Origin of the sequence: Rhodococcus cercidiphylli (assembly GCF_033042225.1) — a bacterium.
Lineage (GTDB): Bacteria > Actinomycetota > Actinomycetes > Mycobacteriales > Mycobacteriaceae > Rhodococcoides.
The window spans coordinates 500,719-521,458 of record NZ_JAWLKE010000004.1 but is presented as its reverse complement, the minus strand read 5'-3'; the positions used below and the strand labels follow the sequence as shown (position 1 = coordinate 521,458).

Genomic DNA, 20,740 nt, shown 5'->3' with positions numbered 1-20,740 from the left:
GCGGCTCATTCCTTTGTCGTTGCCAGGTCCGAACAGTCAAACACTCCACAGCCGAGAAGTCCCGGCGAGCATTCAGCGGTCCTGAGCCTTGGCCGCTATCAGACCCGACAGGTCGTCGATCTGCGCCAGCACCTCGAGATCGTCGCCGTCGACCAACCATCGCAGCACCAGGCCGTCGAGAGTGGCCATCCCGAAACGCGCGATCGACGCCACCGGCTCCAGCCATCGCGTCCCGGTGTGGGCGGAACACTTCTCGAAGAACAACCGGGCCTCGGAGTCCCGGATTCGGTACTGCCCACTGGCGATCTCGGCGGCCGTGGCGGACCCGAGCGCACGATGGCGCAGCAGATAGGTCTTGATCTCGTACGCGAGCAACTGCCGACCCGGTGACTTCTCGATCAGCAACCACACCGCGCTCAGACCGCCGTGCACCAGCTCGCGCAGACCCCGGACACCCGGGAGTTCGCGCGTGCCCACCGCGCTGTCCAACGCGGCATGCAGAATCTCGGTGACGTCGACGATGAGGTGCTCCCCCATCGCGATCACCAGATCCTGCTTGGTCTCGAAGTGGTACTGCACGATGCCCTTGGTGACATCGGCGTGCTCCGAGAGAGCACGCACGGTCAGAGACTCGATGCCGACCCGCTCCGCGACATCGATCGCAGACTGCACCAGTTGTGCGCGCCGCACATCAGCGGGCAGCCTCGATTGCATGACCCGATCCTAGGGCGCGGCCACCGTCTGTGCCGTGGTTTGCCCCAGGGGGAACGCCCCTGGGTTGCAGGAGTGCGATAGTGATTCGATGGTCGAGCGGTCGTGGCGGAACTGGGCAGGCAATCACCATGCGTTTCCGGCGCATCGCGCCGAGCCCTCATCGATGGACGAGTTACGTGCGATTCTGCGAGATGCCGTCGACCGGTCTCGGTCGGTGCGGTGCGTCGGGGCCGGACATTCCTTCACCCCGATCGCGGTCACCGACGGCGTTCAGATCAGCCTGGATTCGCTGCAGGAGATCGAATCGGTGGTGCACGAGGACGACGGCTCCGCCCGGGTGACGGTGCTCGCAGGCACTCGGCTGCGCGATCTGACCGCGCGGTTGTGGGACCTCGGCCTGGCCATGACCAACCTCGGCGACATCGACGAACAATCGATTGCCGGAGCGATCTCCACGGGTACCCACGGAACCGGTGCCCGCTTCGGCGGCATCGCCACCCAGGTGAATGCTCTGGAGCTTATGGCCGCGGACGGCGAACTCGTGCAGTGCTCTCGCGAGGAGAACACGGAACTGTTCGACGCCGCCCGCATCGGTCTCGGTGCGCTCGGCGTCATCACGCGAGTCACGCTCGAGTGCGTACCGAGGTTCGCCCTGCGCGCCGTCGAGGAGCCGTCGACGCTGCAGGGAACGCTCGCCGAGCTCGATGAGACCGTCGCAGACGTCGACCACTTCGAGTTCTACTGGTTTCCGCACACCGACCGCGTGCTGACCAAACGCAACACCCGGCTGCCCGGTGACGCGGTGCTGAAGCCGTTGGGAAAGGTGCGCTCGTACATCGACGACGAGCTGCTGTCCAACACGGTCTTCGAGGGGCTCAACCGCATGGTGACGCGAATCCCGGCCCTGATTCCCCGGGTCAACGCGGTCTCGGCCCGAGCGTTGTCGGCTCGCGAATACACCGACCGTTCGTACCGAGTGTTCGCGTCGTCGCGGACCGTCAGATTCGTCGAGATGGAGTACGCGGTGCCGGTCGCCCAGATCGGCTGGGTGCTGCGCGAGGTGGATCGATGGCTCAAGCGGTCGTCGATGTCCATCGCGTTCCCCGTCGAAGTGCGTTTCGCCGCGGCCGACGACATCTGGCTCTCCACCGCGTACGGACGCCCGACGGCCTACATCGCTGTGCACCAGTACCACCGCCGCGATCACCGCGAATACTTCGACGCCGTCGAGGCCATCTGCCGCAGCGTCGGTGGGCGGCCGCACTGGGGCAAACTGCACTCCCTCGGCGGCGACGAGCTGCGCGATACCTACGAACACTTCGACGATTTCCTGCGTGTTCGCGATTCGATGGACCCGAAGAAGTTGTTCGGCAGCGACTACGTCGAGCGTTTGCTGTCGTGAGCGGTAACTCGTAGCAGGCTACGAAGTACCGCTCACCACCGATTCGCTTACATTGGAGCGAGTGAGCACAGGAAAACGCGCGCTGTCCGGCATCATCGCCGCCGGAGTCGTCCTCGGTGTCGGTGAATTGATCGCCGTCCCCATCGGACCCAACTCGTCACCACTGACCGCCGTCGGGTCCTCGGCCGTCGACAACAGTCCGGCCCCGATCCGTGAATGGGCCATCGACACGTTCGGCACCTCCGACAAGCTCGCCCTGTTCGTCGGCATGGCGGTGGTGATCGGAGCGATCGCCGCAGCGGCCGGAATCGCCCGCAAGCCGATCGGTGCGGTGGTGTTCGCCGCACTGGGCGTTGTGGGCGTACTCGCGGCAGTGACTCGACCCGACGCGACGGCCTTCTACGCAGTCCCGACCATCGGCGGCGTCGCCGTGGGGATAGTCGTGCTGCACGCCCTCATCGGTGCCGCCGCCCCTGCGACCGAGGGCATGAACCGACGCAGCTTCCTCACCCTCGCCGCCGGTGCCGCGGTCCTCGGTGTGGTCGCCGGAACAGCCGGACGGATGCTGACCTCGGCCCGAGCAGTCACCGCGGACCGACTCGGCTTCATGCTCCCGACACCCACTCCCCAACCGCCGATCCCGGACGGGGCGGACCTGAAGATCGACGGCCTCGCGTCGTACATCACCCCGAACGACGACTTCTACCGCATCGACACCGCACTGGTCGTGCCGCGGGTGGCGTCGGATACGTGGTCGTTGCGGATCCACGGCATGGTGGACCGCGAGATCGAGCTGACGTTCGCCGATCTTGCGCAAAGACAGGCGGTGGAGAAGACGGTCACCCTGACCTGTGTGTCCAACATCGTCGGCGGCGATCTCGTGGGCAACGCAACGTGGATCGGCTACCCGCTCAAGGACATTCTCGAAGAAGCAGGCATCTCCCCCGACGCCGACATGGCGCTGTCGTCGAGCAGCGACGCCTTTACCGCTGGCACTCCCCTCGAGGTTCTGCTCGACGGCCGCGACGCCCTGCTGGCGGTCGGCATGAACGGTGCACCGCTGCCCGTCGAACACGGCTACCCGGCGCGACTCGTCGTCCCCGGTCTGTACGGATACGTCTCGGCGACCAAGTGGGTCACCGACATCGAGATCACTCGATTCGACCGCGCGACGGCATACTGGACCGACCGCGGCTGGGGCGCACTCGGACCCATCAAGACGGCCTCCCGGATCGACACTCCACGATCGGGCAGTTCCGTGCCCGCCGGGCGGACCGTGATCGCGGGCGTCGCCTGGGACCAACACACCGGTATCGACGCCGTGGAAGTGCAAGTGGACGAGGGCAACTGGGTGCCGACAACACTGTCCGAGGAGTACTCCAAGGACACCTGGCGGCAATGGACAGTGGAGCTCGACCTACCCGCAGGCCAACACTCGATCCGAGCCCGCGCCACCAACTCGGCCGGTGAACTGCAGACCAACCAGACCGCCGACACCGTTCCCGACGGTGCCACCGGCTACCCACGAATCTCGGTGACGGCGAGCTGATTCAGACAGTCTGAAAGCTCGCGCGGATCGAGTTCTCGGCCAACTGCTTTCGCTCGGCCGCGGTGAGGCCCATTCCCGCTTCGAGGGCAGAGAAGTTGTCGTCGACGTAGCCGCCGAAGTAGGCGGGATCGTCGGAATTGATCGACACCGACAGGCCCCGCTCGAGCATCTGCCGCAACGGCAGCTGCTCGACGTTGTCGATCACCTTGAGCCGAACGTTGGACAGCGGGCAAACGGTGAGCGGAATCTGTTCCTCGACAAGACGATCGACTAGTGCTTCGTCTTCGAGGCATCGCACTCCGTGGTCGATGCGCTCGACCTTCAGCAGATCCAGTGCCTGCCAGATGTAGTCGGGTGGACCTTCCTCACCGGCGTGGGCGACGACGTGCAGACCCTCGGCGCGGGCCTTGGCGAACACGTCGACGAACAGCGACGGCGGGTAGCCCACCTCTGCGGAATCGAGGCCGAGACCGATGATCGGGGCCTGCATGGCCAACAGATCGTCCAACAGCTGATTGGCATGCAGCACCGGCTTGTCCCGCAGGATCGACGCGATCAACCCACTGGAGACACCGAATTCGCGCTCGCTGGATGCGCAGGCGTCGGCCAATCCCTCGACTACGGCCTCGAGCGGGACACCACGCTCGGTGTGCGCCTGCGGATCGAAGAAGATCTCCGCGTGCGTCACCCCGGCCTGCGCGGTGCGGCGGAAGTAGGCGCGGGCGAGATCGGCGAAATCCTCGGCAGTGCGCAGCACGGCCATGTTCGCGTAGTACAGATCCAGGAACGACTGCAGGTCGCTGAACTCGTACTTCGCCCGCAATTCATCGATGTCGTTGTACGGCAGTGACAATCCGTTGCGCTCGGCGAGATCGAATATCAGCGGAGGCTCGAGCGACCCTTCGATGTGCAGGTGCAGTTCGGCCAGCTGATCGGTACTCACTCACCCGATGCTACTTGCCCGTGTACGTAGCCTTCCCCGGGCCGACCTCGAGGAAGCTCTTCACCGCACCCCGCAGATCCTCGGTCTCGAACAGTGCTCCGGAGACCTCCGAGGTGATCTCGTCCGCGTGGGCCACGCCGCCCGAACGCCAGGCTGCCACAATCTGTTTCGTGGCCGCATGCGCGACGGTGGGGCCGTCGGCCAGTCGATGCGTCAGCGCGAGCGCCGCGGCATCGACGTCGTCGTGGATCTGATTGACCACGCCCCACTCCTTCAGCGTCTGCGCGTCGTACAGATCACCGGTCATGACGAGCTCGCGAGCTCGACCCGAACCGGCCCGCTCGGCGAGGCGCTGCGGTCCACCCATCGACGGTGTCAGACCGACGACGGTCTCGACCAGACCGAACTTGGCCCTGGGTCCGGCGAGGATGATGTCGCACGCCAGCGAGATCTCGAACGCCGCCGTGAGCGTCAGACCGTGCGCGGCGTAGATCACCGGGCAGGGCAGCGCCTCGAGCGGATGGGCGATCTGTGCGAACAATCCACGCCACAGATCGGCACCTTGCGCAGCGGACAGACCATCGAAGACGTGCACGTCGACGCCCGCAGAGTTCACCTTGCCCTCGGCGCGCAACAACACCGCCCGGGGAGGTCTCGCGACGAGATCGGCAACGTTCGCGGCAACCGCGTCGAACATGGCCTGATCGAACAGGTTGAGCGGACCGTGGTCGAAGGTCAGGACGGCGAGCTCGGCGCCTGCCGCGGTGGTCGATCGAACGAGCGAAGTGGGTGCGTCAGCCATGGTTCGCATAGTGCCACACCGGTCCGGGACGGTTGTTACCAACGAGTATTGTTCGCTGATAACTCACCGTTACCGAGAGGAACAGATAGATGAAGCGCAGCTTGTTCGAGGCCGATCACGAGGACTTCCGCGCGTCGGTACGCGAATTCGTCACCCGGACCATCACACCGGTCGAGGAAAAGCTCGTCGAGCAGCGATACATCGACCGCGAGATCTGGCTCGAAGCCGGACGCAACGGCTTCCTGGGACTGGAAGTACCGGAAGAATACGGCGGCAGCGGAGCTGAGGACTACCGATTCAACGCCGTCCTCGCCGAGGAACTCGCCCGCTCGAGCGCCGCGGTGGCGTCGTGCTTCGGTATCCACGTGGACATCGTCGCGCCCTACTTGGTCAAGCTCACCACCGAAGAGCAGAAGAAGCGCTGGCTGCCCGGCTTCTGCAGCGGCGAGATCCTCACGGCGATCGCGATGACCGAACCGTCCGGTGGCTCCGACCTGGCCGCGCTGAAGACCACTGCTGTCAAGGACGGAGACGACTTCATCATCAACGGTTCGAAGACCTTCATCACCAACGGCAACTCCGCAGACCTGGTCATCGTCGCCACCCGCACCACGCCGGAGAAGAAGGCCAAGGGCATCACGCTGTTCGCCGTCGAGAACGGCACCGAAGGGTTTTCCCGCGGCCGCAAGCTCGACAAGGTCGGTCAGCCCGAATCCGACACGGCCGAGCTGTTCTTCGAGAACGTACGAGTCCCGAGCTCGAACATGATCGGCGAGTTCGACGGCGGCTTCATCCACATGATGCAGCTACTCCCCCAGGAACGCATCAGCTGCTCGGTGGCCAACCTCGGACACGTCCGTCCCATTCTCGAGGAGACGCTGCAGTACGCCAAGGATCGCAAGGCCTTCGGCCAGCAGATCGGCTCACTGCAATGGAACAAGTTTCTGCTCGCCGAGCTCGTCACCAAACTCGATGTGGCACAGGCGTACATCGACAACTGCATTGCCGCACACGGGATCGGTGAACTGACCGCCATCGACGCCGCCAAGGCGAAGTGGTGGAGCTCGCAGGTGCAGAACGAAATCCTCGACCACTGCGTCCAGCTACACGGCGGCTACGGATTCATGAACGAATACCGCGCCGCTCGGGCGTGGAAAGACGCTCGCGTGACGAAGATCTGGGCCGGATCGAACGAGATCATGAAGGAACTGATCGGACGCGATCTGGGGCTGTGAGTGCCTGCGGCAGTGGTGTGAACAAGTGCCCTGGAAGGCACCAAACCGCACCACTGCCGCAGGCACTTCGAAACAGACGAAGACCGGATACTCGGAATTTCTTCCGTGTATCCGGCCTTGTCACCGAGTTTCTGGTGGAATTTACTTCGGAAAGGTCACTCCACCAGGAGAAGTCGGGTTACGAAGCTTGAATCAGATGGCGCGGACGCCGGTAGCCTGGGGGCCCTTCTGACCCTGGCCCACCTCGAACTCCACGCGCTGGCCCTCGTCGAGCGACTTGAAGCCGCTACCCTGAATCTCCGAGTAATGAACGAAAACGTCCGGTCCGCCACCATCCTGCTCGATGAAGCCGAAGCCCTTTTCGCCGTTGAACCACTTCACACTGCCCTGCGTCATTCTGTAAACCTTCTGTAAGCGAGCTAGATCTTCACGTCGAAGCTCTAATCTCAAAAGTGAGTCTGCCATCTATCGGCGCTGAGCGAAACACCGGGGGCGAAAAAGTTCGAAAGATTGCTTTTGGACGGTGAAACCGGAACGTCGCTCAGCGCCTCGGTGGCTAGGGTTCAGACGTGGATCTCCCCCTTCTCGATGCCGGCCCTTTCGATCCCCATCGACTCGACATCGTCCGTCTGGCCTGGTGCCGCCGACTGCAGATGGACGATCGAGCCCTCGACACCGACGCCGAGCGCGTCGAACATGTCGGTGCCACCGACGACGTCACCGTGCTGCGACTGGCCGAGACCACCGTGATCGTCGGACCGTCCTGGGCCGTTGATGCCTCTCGCGCGATCAGCGGCCCGGCGAGCGCGGACCGAACCTGGATCACGTCACTGCTCGGCGACCGTTCGGCGCAGTACGAGATCGGCACCCACACGCTGGCGTACGGCTCGGACATCGGCCACACCATCGACGTACACGACCCGCTGATCTCCCATGATGCGCAGCACGCACGCAACCTCGCCGCGCACTGCAGTGACGCCGACGTCGCCGAAGCATTCGGCGAGCCGGTCTCGCGAAACTGGTTCACGCTGCTCGGCGACGACCGACCTGCCGACTCGGCCCATTCGCTCGCATCGGCCGGCTACTCGGAGGAGCAACTGATCCTGGCCGACATGCGGGTCCTGACCGACCCGAACCATCGCCGACGGGGCCACGCCCAGGTGGTCGGCAGGCTGGCCACCAACGACGCCATCGACGACGGCCTGATTCCGCAGTGGCGATCGCGACCCGAGAACGCCGTTGCTCGACGCCTCGCCGCGCGGCTGGGATATGTGGAAATCGGCGCGTGCCACACCGCAGTGCTCCGACCGTGACCCGGTTGAGCCGGCAACGAACTGGGTAGCGTCGAGATGAGACCGATCGATGTGAGGAGTTCGAGAGCATGGCCGACGATGCCGCATATGTGGAACCGGGCAAGGAATTCAAGCGCGACACCAACTACATCCCGACGCGGATCACCGCCGACGGCCGGGACGGGTATCCGGTGGAGCCGGGACGGTACCGACTGATCGCCGCGCGCGCCTGCCCATGGGCCCATCGATCCATCATCGTCCGACGGCTGCTCGGCCTCGAAGATGTTCTCTCGCTCGGCATTCCGGGTCCGACCCATGATCCTCGGAGTTGGAACTTCCAGGAGGAGCCCGGCGGCGTCGACTCTGTTCTGCAGATCCCTCGACTTCAGGACGCGTTCTTCGCCCGCTTCCCCGATTACGAGCGCGGCATCACCGTCCCCGCCATCGTCGACGTTCCCTCCGGCCAAGTAGTCACCAACGACTACCCGCAGATCACCCTCGATTTCTCGACCGAGTGGACGCAGTATCACCGCGACGGCGCACCCGATCTGTACCCGGAGGCCCTGCGCACCGAGATCGACGAAGTGGCCCAGCTGGTGTTCGAGGACGTCAACAACGGCGTCTACCGCTGCGGATTCGCTGGATCGCAGGAGGCATACGACAAGGCCTACGACCGACTGTTCGCCCGCCTCGACTGGCTCGTCGAACGCCTCTCCACGCAGCGATACCTGGTCGGCGACCACATCACCGAGGCCGACGTGCGCCTGTTCACCACATTGGTGCGCTTCGATCCCGTCTACCACGGCCACTTCAAGTGCAACCGCAGCAAGCTCAGCGAGATCCCGGTGCTGTGGAACTACGCACGCGACCTGTTCCAGACCCCCGGATTCGGCGACACCGTCGACTTCGACCACATCAAGCGGCACTACTACGAGGTGCACACCGACATCAATCCGTCGGGCATCGTGCCGAACGGACCGGACCTGACCGGGTGGCTCGAACCCCACGGCCGCGAAGCCCTGAGAGGATCACCCTTCGGCGACGGCACCGCTCCCTCGCCGCCGAAGCCCGACGAGCTCGTTCCGCCCGATCACTGGGTGCGTTGAACCCCAGGTTCGACCGGCAACCACACACGCGACCGAAAGAGACATCGATGGCAGGCAAGAAGGACGACGCACAGGTCGAGGTCTCGAACGGAGGCAAGCTCGAACGCGCGCTCGTCAACATCCTCGACAACGCCAGCCGCCTCCAGGGACCCGCCGTCGACAAATACGTCGCGCACGTGCGTCGAGCACACCCGTACGACACCCCGGCGCAGATCATCGAACGGCTGGAGAAGCGATTTCTGCTCGCGGTCACCGGCAGCGGCTCCGCGGTGGGCGGGGCGGCGGCGATCCCCGGCGTCGGGACCGTCGCCTCGATCGCCGCGGTGGGTGCCGAAACCGCGTTCTTCATCGAGTCCTCGGCATTGCTGACGCTGTCGGTCGCGGCCGTCCACGGCATACCCGTCGAAAACCACCAGCAGCGACGCGCCCTGGTGCTCTCGGTCGCGCTGGGCGAATCGGGCATGCAGATCGTGCAGCGAACCGTCGGAAAGACTGCCAAGAACTGGGGACCGCTGATCACGTCTCGAATTCCCGGTGGATCGATGACCAGCATGAACAAGTCCTTGGTGAAGAAGTTCATCACCAAGTACCTCGCCAAACGCAGCGCGTTGTTGGTCGGCAAGTTGCTTCCCGCCGGCATCGGCGCGGCGATCGGCGGGGCGGGAAACCGCGCCGTCGGCAAGGGCGTCATCAAGAACGCCCGCGACGCGTTCGGTCCTCCGCCTGCCCGGTTCCCGGAGAACCGCATCATCGAGCCGGATGCCTGAACCGATGGGGCATCCGCGGAATCATCACGCGAGGACGGCGTTGAACCCGATATGACTTCCACACCTGAACTCGGCAAGTACGGCGTCTGGCGACTGCATTCGGCGTTCACCCCGGAACTGTCACGCGCGATCGAATCCTTCGGCTACGGCACGATCTGGCTCGGCGGCTCACCGCCTGCGGATCTGACCACCACCGAGGAGATCCTCGACGCCACCGAGACGGTCGTCGTCGCCACCGGCATCGTCAACATCTGGTCGGACGCAGCGGCCGACGTCGCCGCGTCGTATCACCGGTTGGAGAGCAAGCACCCGGGCCGTTTCGTGCTCGGGATCGGTGCAGGCCACCCGGAGGCGACGCAGGAATACACCAAGCCGTACGACGCCTTGGTGGCCTACCTCGACGCTCTCGACGAGGCCGGAGTTCCGGTGGAACGACGCGTCCTCGCAGCCCTCGGACCGAGGGTGCTCGCGCTGGCGGCCGACCGCACCGCGGGTGCGCATCCGTACCTGACGACCCCCGAGCACACCCGAGAAGCGCGAGAAGCATTGGGCCCGAGCAAGATTCTGGCACCCGAGCACAAGGTGGTCCTCGAGTCGGATCCGGAGAAGGCGCGCTCGATCGGCCGACCACCGGTCAACAACCCGTACCTGCACCTGCGGAACTACACCAACAATCTGAACCGACTCGGCTACTCCGACGAGGAGATCGGCGACGGCGGCAGCGACCGACTGATCGACGCGTTGGTGGCGCACGGCACCGCCGACGCGATCGCAGCACGGTTGAACGAGCACCTCGACGCGGGTGCGTCGCACGTGACCCTGCACTCGCTACCCGACCTGGCCGATCCGCTCGAGACGTACCGAGAGATCGCCGCCGCGCTGCATCGCTGACCGAAGACGGCGCTCTCGAGGGCGATGTCGGGTGCACCCCGTAGCCTCGGGTACCGGTTGCCGCGAGCAGCCGGTACACGAGGTGACCAACGGCAAGGGGGATTGCGCGCAGATGACCAGCTATCCGGGAGCAGCGCTCGAAGCGCAGGCGCTGACCAAGCAGTTCGGCACCGTTCGCGCAGTGTCGGATCTGAGCTTCGTCGTCCCGCGCGGCACCGTCACCGGATTCCTCGGCCCCAACGGCTCGGGTAAGTCGACGACGCTGCGCATGCTCCTCGGGCTCGTTGCACCCACCTCGGGCGTCGGCCTCGTCAACGGCGCGCCGTTCCGCACGACCGAACACCCGGCCCGCACGGTGGGGGCCGTCCTCGACTCGTTGAGCGTGCACCCCAAGCGCAGCGCTGCCCATCACCTGAAGATCTACACCGCCGCGATCGGCGTACCCGACAGCCGCGCCCTCGACGTACTGCGACTCGTCGGCCTCGGCGACGTTGCCGACCGCGCCGCAGGCGGCTTCTCCCTCGGCATGCGTCAACGCCTCACTTTGGCGACAGCGCTGCTGGGGGATCCGGAAATCCTCGTGCTCGACGAACCCGCGAACGGTCTGGACCCCGAGGGAATCGCCTGGCTGAGGGACTTCCTCAAGGCATACGCCGCATCGGGGCGAACGGTCCTGATATCGAGTCACATTCTGCGCGAGGTCGAGCAGACCGTCGACAACCTGGTGATCGTCAGCGCCGGCTCGCTGAAATACCAGGGTTCCATCGCACAACTGCGGTCCACCCGCCCCAGCCGCGTGCTCGTCGCCGCCTCGGATCCGGCGACACTGGCGCTCGCGTTGGCGTCGAACGGCTTCAACGATTCCCAACTGCTGCCCGACGGACGCATCGGTGTTGCCGGGACCGACGCGGCCACGATCGCCCGCATCGCAGCCGACGCCCAGGTGACGATTTTCGGGACCACGAGTGAACACGTCGACCTCGAGCAGGTGTTCCTGTCCATGACCGCGGGTCAGTACAACGCCGCACCCGTCCAACAGAACCCGTACGGCGGGCCGCAGCAGGGTTACGGCCCGCCGCCGGGTTACGGCCCACCGCCGCAGAGTTACGCTCCGCCGCAGAACTGGAACGGGGGCCAGCGATGAACGCGTTGCTGACGTCGGAGATCCGCAAGGTCACGACACTGAAGTTCTGGTGGGCACTGGCGATCGCACCGATTGTCGTCGGAGTCTTCGCATCCGTCATCACGTCGGTGATCGCGAACCAGCTGGGCGAGTTCGAGGAGGACCTGGACATCTCCGGCGGGGTCGCCTCCATCGGTCTCTACGTCGCCGCCGGTGCCGCGATTCTGTTCGCCGGCATCTTCGGTGCCGTCAACACCGGAACCGAGTTCCGCCACCAGACCATCACCACCAGCTTCCTCACCGCTCGCGGCCGAGACGGAGTGATCGCCGCCAAGCTCGTCGTCACTGCTTTGTTCGGCCTCGGATACGGCATGGTGGTGCTGCTGGCCAGCCTGATCTGCCTGCTGATCTTCAACGAGCGGACCGTTCTGCTCGACGGCGCGTTCATCGGCGTGGTGGCGTCGTGCCTCCTCGCAGTCGTGCTGTGGTCGATCATCGGTGCCGGCCTCGGTCTGCTGCTCAGATCTCCGACGTGGGCCGCCGTCGTGCTCGTCGCCTGGCTCCCGTTCGGCGAGGGTCTGCTCTCGCTGATCCTGTTCGGACTCGGGCTCGGATCGGTCGCCGTGGCGCTTCCGTCGAACCTGACCCTGCCGACCATGGCGGCGACGCAACTCGACGACGCGGGCGACCTGGCGTCGTGGCCGTGGGCACCGCTTGGCCTCGCGCTGTGGGCGGCGATTCTCACCGGCGTCGGTTGGTTCCTGGCCCGCACTCGCGACATCGACTGAGGTCGGTACCGGGAGTGGAGCCTGCGGAACGACCCAGACATCCGGTCCCCACATTCGCAGGCCGACGCTGTCGGTGCTCGGGTCTACCGTGGTGAATCGATGGCACACAGTAATGCGGTGAAAGACCGTGCAGCGGCACCCCGACGCGGCTCGCCGACACTCGACAGCGCAGAACCCGCGCCGAGTATCCGGCGTGGGTGGATCAGACGTCTGATCGCGCAGTGCCTGCTGCATCGACGGACGGCACTCGGAGCCCTGGGCGTGACGATGATCGCCGCGGTCATCGACATCTCGTTCCCGCTGCTCACCAGGGCGGCGATCGACGACGCGACCGCAGGCAACGGCGAGAAGATCGCCACCGTCGCCGCCGCCATCGCACTGTTGGGTCTGGTCCGGTTCGCATGCCAATTCGGTCGACGCATGCTCGCCGGCCGGCTCTCGATCGACGTTCAGCACGATCTGCGCCTGGACCTGCTCGCGTCGCTGCAGCGGCTCGACGGTCGGAAGCAGGACGAGATCCGCACAGGCCAGGTGGTGTCGAGATCGATCACCGACCTGCAACTCGTGCAGGGTCTGCTGGCCATGGTGCCGCTGTCCGCGGGAGCCGTCCTGCAGTTCGTACTGGCGCTGGCGGTGATGGCGTATCTGTCGCCGCTGCTCACCGTTGTCGCAGTACTCATCGTTCCTGCGGTCAGCATCGTGGTCTACCGAATGCGGCCCACTCTCTTCGCGGCCACCTGGTCGGCGCAACAACGCGCCGCCGATCTGGCTCAGCACGTCGAGGAAACCGTCACCGGCGTTCGAGTCGTCAAGGGCTTCGGCCAGGAAGCCCGCGCGGTGGATCGCATCGAGACGCTCGGTCGCACGCTCTTCGCCGAGCGCATGCGATCGGCGAAGATCAACTCGCGGTTCGCACCGTCGCTGGCCACCATTCCGCAACTCGGACTCGTCGGAGTCATCGCCCTGGGCGGCTATCTGGCCCTGCAAGGCCACATCACGATCGGCACGTTCCTGGCCTTCGCCACCTACGTCGCAACCTTGTCCGCCGTGACCCGCACCGTCTCGTCGGTGGTGATCATGGCTCAGCTCTCCCGCGCGGCCGTCGAGCGCGTCTACGAGGTGGTCGATACCCAGCCGTCCGACCCGGAACCGGCCGCCCCCGTCGCATTGCCCGACGGCCCGCTCGGAGTCCGCATCTCCGAGGTGACCTTCGGGTACGAGCCCGAACGCGATGTGCTGACCGGCCTGAATCTGACCATCTCGCCGGGTGAGACGGTGGCCGTCGTCGGCCACGCGGGCTCGGGAAAGACCGCTCTCGCCCTGCTGCTCCCCCGTTTCTATCGCCCCTCCGAGGGACAGATTGCGCTGACATCCGACGGAACGTCGTTCGATATCGACGACCTCGACTCGACGTCGCTCCGCGAGGCGGTCTCGCTGGTGTTCGACGAGCCGTTCCTCTTCTCGGACACCATCGCCGCCAACATCGCCCTCGGCAGGCCCGACGCCACAGCGGAGGAGATCGAGCATGCGGCGCGGCTGGCACAGGCATCGACCTTCATCGACGCGCTGCCCGAGGGATACGACAGCCTCGTCGGCGAACGCGGACTCACCCTGTCCGGCGGCCAGCGCCAACGCATCGCACTGGCCCGTGCTCTTCTCGTCGAGCCTCGAATTCTGATCCTCGACGACGCCACCTCGGCAGTGGACGCCGAGACCGAGGCCGCCATCTTCGACGCGTTGCGTGGCGTCCGGACGCGCGCGACCCTCGTTCTCGCTCATCGCCGCTCGACCCTGACCCTGGCCGACCGCGTCGCCGTGCTCGACAACGGCCGCATCATCGACACCGGAACCGTCGACGAACTCGATCGGCGTTGTCCGTTGTTCCGGGCCCTCCTGGCCGGTGGAGACGGCGAGGAGAACGACGATCCCGGTGCGGAGCCGACCGTCGACCCCTCCGCCGACACGCTCTGGCCGGACACGGATCCGGAGTCGACGGTCGAGCCCGGCGCAGTCTCGACACCCGCGCCCGGAGGCGGCGGTGGTCACGGAACTGCGATGGCCGGGGCTTTCGGATCGCTCGCACCCACACCCGCCATATCCCGGGCAGTCGCGGCCCTGCCGCCTGCGACCGAGGATCCGGGCACATCCGGATCGCAGCTGCGTCGACCCGACCCGGAGTTCCGGCTGTCGAGACTGCTGAGCCCCGTGCGCTCGTTGCTCGCCGTCGTGGTGGTGCTTCTCGCGCTGGACTCACTGGCCTCGATCGCCTTCCCCTCGCTCGTTCGCTACGCGGTGGACAACGGAGTGGCGAGTGGAGACTCGAACACCCTGTGGATCGCCACCTCGATCGGCGTCGTGTTGGCAGCGGCGAGTTGGTTCGTCGTCTGCTGGACGACGGTGATCACCGCGCGGGCGGGTGAGCGAGTGCTCTTCGGACTCCGCGTCCGCAGCTACGCGCACATTCAGCGGCTCGGCCTCGACTACTACGAACGTGAGCTGTCGGGCCGCATCATGACCCGCATGACCACCGACGTCGACGCACTGTCGTCGTTCATTCAGACCGGGGCATCGACGGCGGTGGTGAGTGTGTTGACCGTCGTCGGTATCGCCGCCGCTCTTCTCGTCACCGACCCCACTCTCGGGCTGGTGGCGCTGGCCGTCGTGCCACCGCTTGCCGTGGCCACCGTGATCTTCCGGCGCATCTCCTCGGCGGCGTACTCGACGTCCCGCGAGCGAATCTCCATCGTCAACGCCGATTTCCAGGAGAACGTCACCGGCTTGCGCGCGGCACAGGCCTACCGGCGCGAGGAGTACGCCGCATCCCGATTCGCCGAACGCTCCGACCGCTACCGCGCGAGTCGAATGCGATCGCAGACCGCGATCTCGGTGTTCTTCCCCCTCATCACGTTGCTCTCCGACATCGCCCTCGCCGTCGTCGTGTTCGTCGGCGCGCATCAGATCGCCACCGGCACCACCACAGCGGGCACCCTCGTGGCGTTCGTGCTCTATCTCGGGCTGCTCTTCGGACCCATCCAGCAGCTCTCGCAGGTGTTCGACGGTTACCAGCAGGCACGTGTCGGTGTCGGCCGCATCGGGGATCTCCTGCGCACCACGAGTTCGATCGAAACCTCCGCCGACGCGAACACCACCGCACTTCCCGGCGGACGCCTTCGCGCCGACATAGAACTCGTCGATGTCGGTTTCCGGTATGCCGGGGCCCACTCCGACGCCCTGAGTGAGGTAAATCTCACCATTCCCGCCGGGACCACCGTCGCCTTGGTCGGACGCACCGGCGCGGGCAAATCAACAGTGGTGAAACTGCTGGCCCGCTTCTACGATCCGACCTCCGGATCGGTGCGGGTCGGCGGCCACGATCTACGCGACTATCACCTCTCGGACTACCGCCACCGACTCGGCGTCGTACCGCAGGAAGCGCACCTGTTCACCGGAACCGTGGCGTCGAACATCGCCTACGGCAGACCCGATGCCAGCCGCACCGACATCGAGAACGCGGCACGCTCGGTGGGTGCTCTGAGCACCATCGCCGCACTTCGCGGCGGCATGCACCAACCCGTCGGTGAGCGCGGCCAAGGACTGTCCGCAGGCCAACGACAGCTGATCGCACTGGCCAGGGCCGAGCTGGTCGACCCCGACCTGCTGCTCCTCGACGAGGCCACCGCCACGCTCGATCCCGCGACCGAACGCACCGTGCTCGCAGCCGGCAGTGCCGTCGCGCGGACCCGCACGGCAGTGGTCGTCGCGCACCGCTTGGCCACCGCCGCGCGGGCAGATCTGATCGTGGTGGTCGACGGCGGCCGTATCGTGGAAGTAGGTCGACATTCGGAGCTACGCACGCAGGGCGGCTTCTACGCGCAGCTGTGGACTGCAGCCGAAACGAACCGAGGGAATAATTCGATAATCGAAGGTGTCATCGACAACGAGGTCGATGGTTACCGGTGAGTACATATCACAGCTACGTCCCGGACGCACGTGAGCTGGACCAACGGTCTAGCCTTGACACGTACGCGCGCTGAACGGGAACGAAGACAGAAACGAGGCGAACTACTGCCGTGAGCAGCAGCTCTACTACCCAATTCGGACAAAACCAATGGCTGGTCGACGAGATGTACCAGCGATTCAAGCAGGACCCTTCATCCGTCGACGCGAGCTGGCACGAGTTTCTGACCGGTTACGACCCCGAGGCAGCAACCGACGAGACCGCCGGATCCAACGGTGCTGCCGGTAACGGCGCAGCCTCGAACGGTAGCTCGACCAAGTCCGCGCCTCCCGCAGCACCAGCCAAGCCGGCCGCCTCTGCTCCCGACAAGACCGACGCGCCGAAGGCCGCAGCACCCAAGGCCGCTCCGAAAGCCGCCGCTCCCAAGGCCGAGGCCGCGAAGCCTGCCGCTGCTGCCAAGCCTGCCGAGAAGAAGGCAGCGCCGGCCAAGTCCGCTCCCGCGAAGCCCGCCGCAGCCGAGTTCGGTGAAGAGTCGAGCAAGATTCTGCGCGGCGCTGCTGCCGCGGTGGCGAAGAACATGTCCGCCTCGTTGCAGATTCCCACCGCGACCAGCGTGCGTGCGATTCCGGCCAAGCTCATGGTCGACAACCGCCTCGTCATCAACAACCATCTCGCTCGTACCCGCGGCGGCAAGATCTCGTTCACACACCTGCTCGGCTACGCCATCGTGCAGGCCGTCAAGGCGTTCCCGAACATGAACCGCCACTTCGCCGAGGTCGACGGCAAGCCGAACGCCGTCACTCCGGCCGCGATCAACCTCGGTCTCGCCATCGACCTGCCCGGCAAGGACGGCAACCGTTCCCTAGTCGTCGCTGCCATCAAGAACACGCAGGACTTCACGTTCACGCAGTTCTACAACGCGTACGAGGACATCGTGCGTCGCGCTCGCGACGGCAAGCTCACCGGTGAGGACTTCCAGGGCGTCACCATCTCGCTGACCAACCCCGGTGGAATCGGAACCGTGCACTCGGTGCCGCGTCTGATGAACGGCCAGGGAGCCATCATCGGTGCCGGTGCCATGGAGTACCCGGCAGAGTTCCAGGGAGCCAGCGACGAGCGTCTCGCCGAGTTCGGCGTCGGCAAGCTCATGACGCTGACCTCGACGTACGACCACCGCATCATTCAGGGTGCGGAGTCGGGTGACTTCCTCAAGACGATCCACAACCTGCTGATCAGCGACGAGTTCTACGACGAGCTGTTCCACTCGCTGAAGATCCCCTACGAGCCCATTCGCTGGCGCAAGGATCTGCCCGAGGGCACGGTCGACAAGAACACCCGCGTGCTCGAACTCATCGCGGCGTACCGCAACCGCGGTCACCTGATGGCCGACACCGACCCGTTGCAGTTCACCAAGGACAAGTTCCGGATGCATCCGGACCTCGACGTGATCAGCCACGACCTCACGCTGTGGGATCTCGACCGCGAATTCAAGGTCGGTGGATTCCACGGCAAGGACAAGATGAAGCTGCGGGACGTGCTCAGCGTTCTGCGCGACTCGTACTGCCGCCACGTGGGCGTCGAGTACACCCACATCCTCGAGACCGAGCAGGTCACCTGGCTGCAGGAACGCGTCGAGGCCAAGCACGTCAAACCGACTGTGGCGCAACAGAAGTACATCCTGAGCAAGCTCAACGCAGCCGAGGCGTTCGAGACGTTCCTGCAGACCAAGTACGTCGGGCAGAAGCGCTTCTCGCTCGAAGGTGCCGAGTCGGTCATCCCGATGATGGACTCCGTCATCGACCAGAGCGCCGAGTACGCCCTCGACGAGGTCGTCATCGGCATGCCGCACCGCGGTCGCCTCAACGTGCTCGCCAACATCGTCGGCAAGCCCTACTCGAAGATCTTCACCGAGTTCGAGGGCAACATGAACCCGGCTGCCGCACACGGCTCCGGCGACGTGAAGTACCACCTCGGTGCCGAGGGCACGTACATCCAGATGTTCGGTGACAACGACATCAAGGTCTCGCTCACCGCGAACCCGTCGCACCTCGAAGCCGTCGACCCGGTTCTCGAAGGCCTTGTCCGCGCCAAGCAGGACCTGCTGGACAAGGGCACCGGCCAGGGCGGTTACTCCGTTCTGCCGCTGATGCTGCACGGAGACGCGGCATTCGCAGGCCAGGGCGTCGTCGCCGAGACGCTGAACCTGTCCGATCTGCGGGGCTACCGCACCGGCGGCACCGTGCACATCGTCGTCAACAACCAGGTCGGCTTCACCACGTCACCGGAGTTCTCGCGTTCGTCCGAGTACTGCACCGATGTGGCGAAGATGATCGCCGCGCCGATCTTCCACGTCAACGGCGACGACCCCGAGGCCTGCGCCTGGGTGGCTCAGCTGGCGGTGGACTTCCGTCAGAAGTTCCACAAGGACGTCGTCATCGACATGATCTGCTACCGCCGTCGCGGCCACAACGAGGGCGACGATCCCTCGATGACGCAGCCGGCGATGTACGACGTGATCGACACCAAGCGCAGCGTCCGCAAGAGCTACACCGAATCGCTCATCGGCCGTGGAGACATCTCGCTCAAGGAAGCCGAGGATGCACTCCGCGACTACCAGGGCCAGCTCGAACGCGTCTTCAACGAGGTACGCGAACTCGAGAAGTACACCCCGGAGCCCAGCGAATCGGTCGAACTCGACCAGCAGTTGCCTGCCAAGCTCACCACGGCCGTCGACAAGGCAGTGCTGCACCGCATCGGCGATGCGCACCTCGACGTCCCCGACGGATTCAACGTCCACCCGCGCGTCAAGCCGGTGCTCGAGAAGCGTCGCGAGATGGCGCACGAGGGCAAGGTCGACTGGGCCTTCGGCGAGCTGCTGGCGCTCGGATCGCTGGTGGACGAGGGACGCAACATCCGCTTCTCCGGCCAGGACACCCGACGCGGCACGTTCACCCAGCGTCACTCGGTGATCATCGACCGCAAGACCGGTGCCGAGTACACCCCGCTGCAGAACATCGGCAGCGACAACCCCGGCAAGTTCATGGTCTACGACTCCGCCCTCAGCGAGTTCGCTGCAGTCGGCTTCGAGTACGGCTACTCCGTGGGCAACCCGGACGCGCTGGTGATGTGGGAAGCGCAGTTCGGCGACTTCGTCAACGGCGCGCAGTCCATCATCGACGAGTTCATCTCGTCCGGTGAGGCCAAGTGGGGTCAGCTCTCCGACGTCGTGCTGCTGCTGCCGCACGGCCACGAAGGCCAGGGTCCCGACCACACGTCCGGACGCATCGAACGCTTCCTGACGCTGTGCGCCGAGGGCTCGATGACCGTCGCACTCCCCTCGACCCCCGCGAACTACTTCCACCTGCTGCGCAGGCACGCGCGTGACGGCATCCGTCGCCCGCTGATCGTCTTCACCCCGAAGTCGATGCTGCGCAACAAGGCAGCGGTGAGCAACATCGAGGACTTCACCGACGGCAAGTTCCACTCGGTGTTCGACGAGCCCACCTACGACACCGGCACCGGTGACCGCAGCGCGGTCAAGCGAGTTCTGATGGTCAGCGGCAAGCTCTACTACGAGCTGCTCGCACGCAAGCAGAAGGACAACCGCGACGACGTCGCCATCGTCCGCATCGAGCAGCTCTACCCCGTGCCGGTCCGCCGCATCCGGGAAGCACTCGAAAGCTACCCGAACGCAACGGAATTCCGTTGGGTTCAGGAAGAGCCTGCGAACCAGGGTGCCTGGCCGTTCTTCGGTCTCGCGTTGCCCGAGCTCGTGCCCGAGAAGCTGGTCGGCATCAAGCGCATCTCGCGTCGCGCAATGTCCGCCCCGTCGTCGGGATCGAGCAAGGTGCACGCCGTCGAGCAACTCGAAATCATCGACGAGGCCTTCAACGCAGTCGGCGAAGGCTAGAAAATTCGACAACAACAGCGGCCCACTTCCTCGGAAGTGGGCCGCTGTTGTCGTTTCGGGGCTCCCCGCTCCGCGTCAATGGACCATCACATGCGTCTGAGCAGTGCAACGGTCCATCCACGCAGCGTTGGGGGCTGAGTGAATGGACCGCTGCATACGTCTGGGAAGTGCAAGGGTCCATTGACGCGTGCGGGGCGGGGCGACGGGGCGGGCGGGCGTCGGTCGGCGTCGGCGTCGGCGTCGGGGCGGGGCGACGGGCG

The 20,740-nt window shown here is 65.5% G+C and carries 15 protein-coding genes; 11 read left to right on the top strand and 4 right to left on the bottom strand.

Annotated elements, in window-relative coordinates:
• Window positions 1-72: 72 nt before the first annotated feature.
• Window positions 73-714 carry a TetR/AcrR family transcriptional regulator gene (locus R3P95_RS13000; protein WP_068053247.1) on the bottom strand — a complete coding sequence of 214 codons (642 nt, stop codon included), beginning with the start codon at window positions 712-714 and terminating at the stop codon, window positions 73-75.
• Window positions 715-802: 88 nt separating this feature from the next.
• Here R3P95_RS13000 and R3P95_RS12995 point away from each other — a divergent pair, with 88 nt between their 5' ends.
• Both R3P95_RS12995 and R3P95_RS12990 read left to right on the top strand, forming a co-directional pair.
• Window positions 803-2,116 (top strand): D-arabinono-1,4-lactone oxidase, encoded by a 1,314-nt coding sequence (locus R3P95_RS12995; RefSeq protein WP_317548512.1) that lies wholly within the window; start codon window positions 803-805, stop codon window positions 2,114-2,116.
• A gap of 61 nt (window positions 2,117-2,177) precedes the next feature.
• Entirely contained in the window at window positions 2,178-3,665 is a 1,488-nt protein-coding gene (locus tag R3P95_RS12990; RefSeq protein WP_317548511.1) for a molybdopterin-dependent oxidoreductase, read from the top strand.
• A gap of 1 nt (window position 3,666) precedes the next feature.
• On the opposite strand, the gene R3P95_RS12985 is transcribed toward R3P95_RS12990, so the two are convergent.
• Both R3P95_RS12985 and R3P95_RS12980 read right to left on the bottom strand, forming a co-directional pair.
• Entirely contained in the window at window positions 3,667-4,608 is a 942-nt protein-coding gene (locus tag R3P95_RS12985) for an adenosine deaminase (RefSeq protein ID WP_317548510.1), read from the bottom strand.
• Between the two features lie 10 nt (window positions 4,609-4,618).
• Window positions 4,619-5,410: an enoyl-CoA hydratase/isomerase family protein gene (locus tag R3P95_RS12980; RefSeq protein WP_317548509.1), complete on the bottom strand. Its 792-nt coding sequence runs from the start codon at window positions 5,408-5,410 to the stop codon at window positions 4,619-4,621.
• A gap of 89 nt (window positions 5,411-5,499) precedes the next feature.
• Here R3P95_RS12980 and R3P95_RS12975 point away from each other — a divergent pair, with 89 nt between their 5' ends.
• The gene (locus R3P95_RS12975; RefSeq protein ID WP_032396497.1) at window positions 5,500-6,645 is read left to right on the top strand and encodes an acyl-CoA dehydrogenase family protein; all 1,146 of its coding nucleotides are present in this window, start codon (window positions 5,500-5,502) and stop codon (window positions 6,643-6,645) included.
• Window positions 6,646-6,837: 192 nt separating this feature from the next.
• Here the strand turns inward: R3P95_RS12975 and R3P95_RS12970 are convergent, their stop codons facing one another.
• Window positions 6,838-7,041, bottom strand: coding sequence for a cold-shock protein (locus R3P95_RS12970; RefSeq protein WP_008714360.1), 204 nt, complete (start codon window positions 7,039-7,041; stop codon window positions 6,838-6,840).
• A gap of 173 nt (window positions 7,042-7,214) precedes the next feature.
• Here R3P95_RS12970 and R3P95_RS12965 point away from each other — a divergent pair, with 173 nt between their 5' ends.
• The 8 genes from R3P95_RS12965 (at window position 7,215) to R3P95_RS12930 (ending at window position 20,480) form a co-directional block, all read left to right on the top strand.
• Window positions 7,215-7,958, top strand: coding sequence for a GNAT family N-acetyltransferase (locus R3P95_RS12965; protein WP_317548508.1), 744 nt, complete (start codon window positions 7,215-7,217; stop codon window positions 7,956-7,958).
• A 68-nt stretch (window positions 7,959-8,026) separates the two neighbouring features.
• Window positions 8,027-9,043, top strand: a complete 1,017-nt coding sequence (locus R3P95_RS12960) for a glutathione S-transferase family protein (protein WP_188078853.1) — start codon at window positions 8,027-8,029, stop codon at window positions 9,041-9,043.
• Between the two features lie 47 nt (window positions 9,044-9,090).
• Window positions 9,091-9,810, top strand: a complete 720-nt coding sequence (locus R3P95_RS12955) for a hypothetical protein (protein WP_094668546.1) — start codon at window positions 9,091-9,093, stop codon at window positions 9,808-9,810.
• Window positions 9,811-9,861: 51 nt separating this feature from the next.
• Window positions 9,862-10,701: an LLM class F420-dependent oxidoreductase gene (locus R3P95_RS12950; protein WP_149407952.1), complete on the top strand. Its 840-nt coding sequence runs from the start codon at window positions 9,862-9,864 to the stop codon at window positions 10,699-10,701.
• 112 nt (window positions 10,702-10,813) lie between these two features.
• Window positions 10,814-11,845: an ABC transporter ATP-binding protein gene (locus tag R3P95_RS12945; RefSeq protein ID WP_317548547.1), complete on the top strand. Its 1,032-nt coding sequence runs from the start codon at window positions 10,814-10,816 to the stop codon at window positions 11,843-11,845.
• Window positions 11,842-12,612, top strand: coding sequence for an ABC transporter permease (locus R3P95_RS12940; protein WP_317548507.1), 771 nt, complete (start codon window positions 11,842-11,844; stop codon window positions 12,610-12,612). The genes R3P95_RS12945 and R3P95_RS12940 overlap by 4 nt, the downstream gene beginning before the upstream one ends.
• Before the next feature lie 99 nt (window positions 12,613-12,711).
• Window positions 12,712-16,572: an ABC transporter ATP-binding protein gene (locus R3P95_RS12935; protein ID WP_317548506.1), complete on the top strand. Its 3,861-nt coding sequence runs from the start codon at window positions 12,712-12,714 to the stop codon at window positions 16,570-16,572.
• A gap of 110 nt (window positions 16,573-16,682) precedes the next feature.
• The gene (locus tag R3P95_RS12930; protein WP_317548505.1) at window positions 16,683-20,480 is read left to right on the top strand and encodes a multifunctional oxoglutarate decarboxylase/oxoglutarate dehydrogenase thiamine pyrophosphate-binding subunit/dihydrolipoyllysine-residue succinyltransferase subunit; all 3,798 of its coding nucleotides are present in this window, start codon (window positions 16,683-16,685) and stop codon (window positions 20,478-20,480) included.
• Window positions 20,481-20,740: the final 260 nt, after the last annotated feature.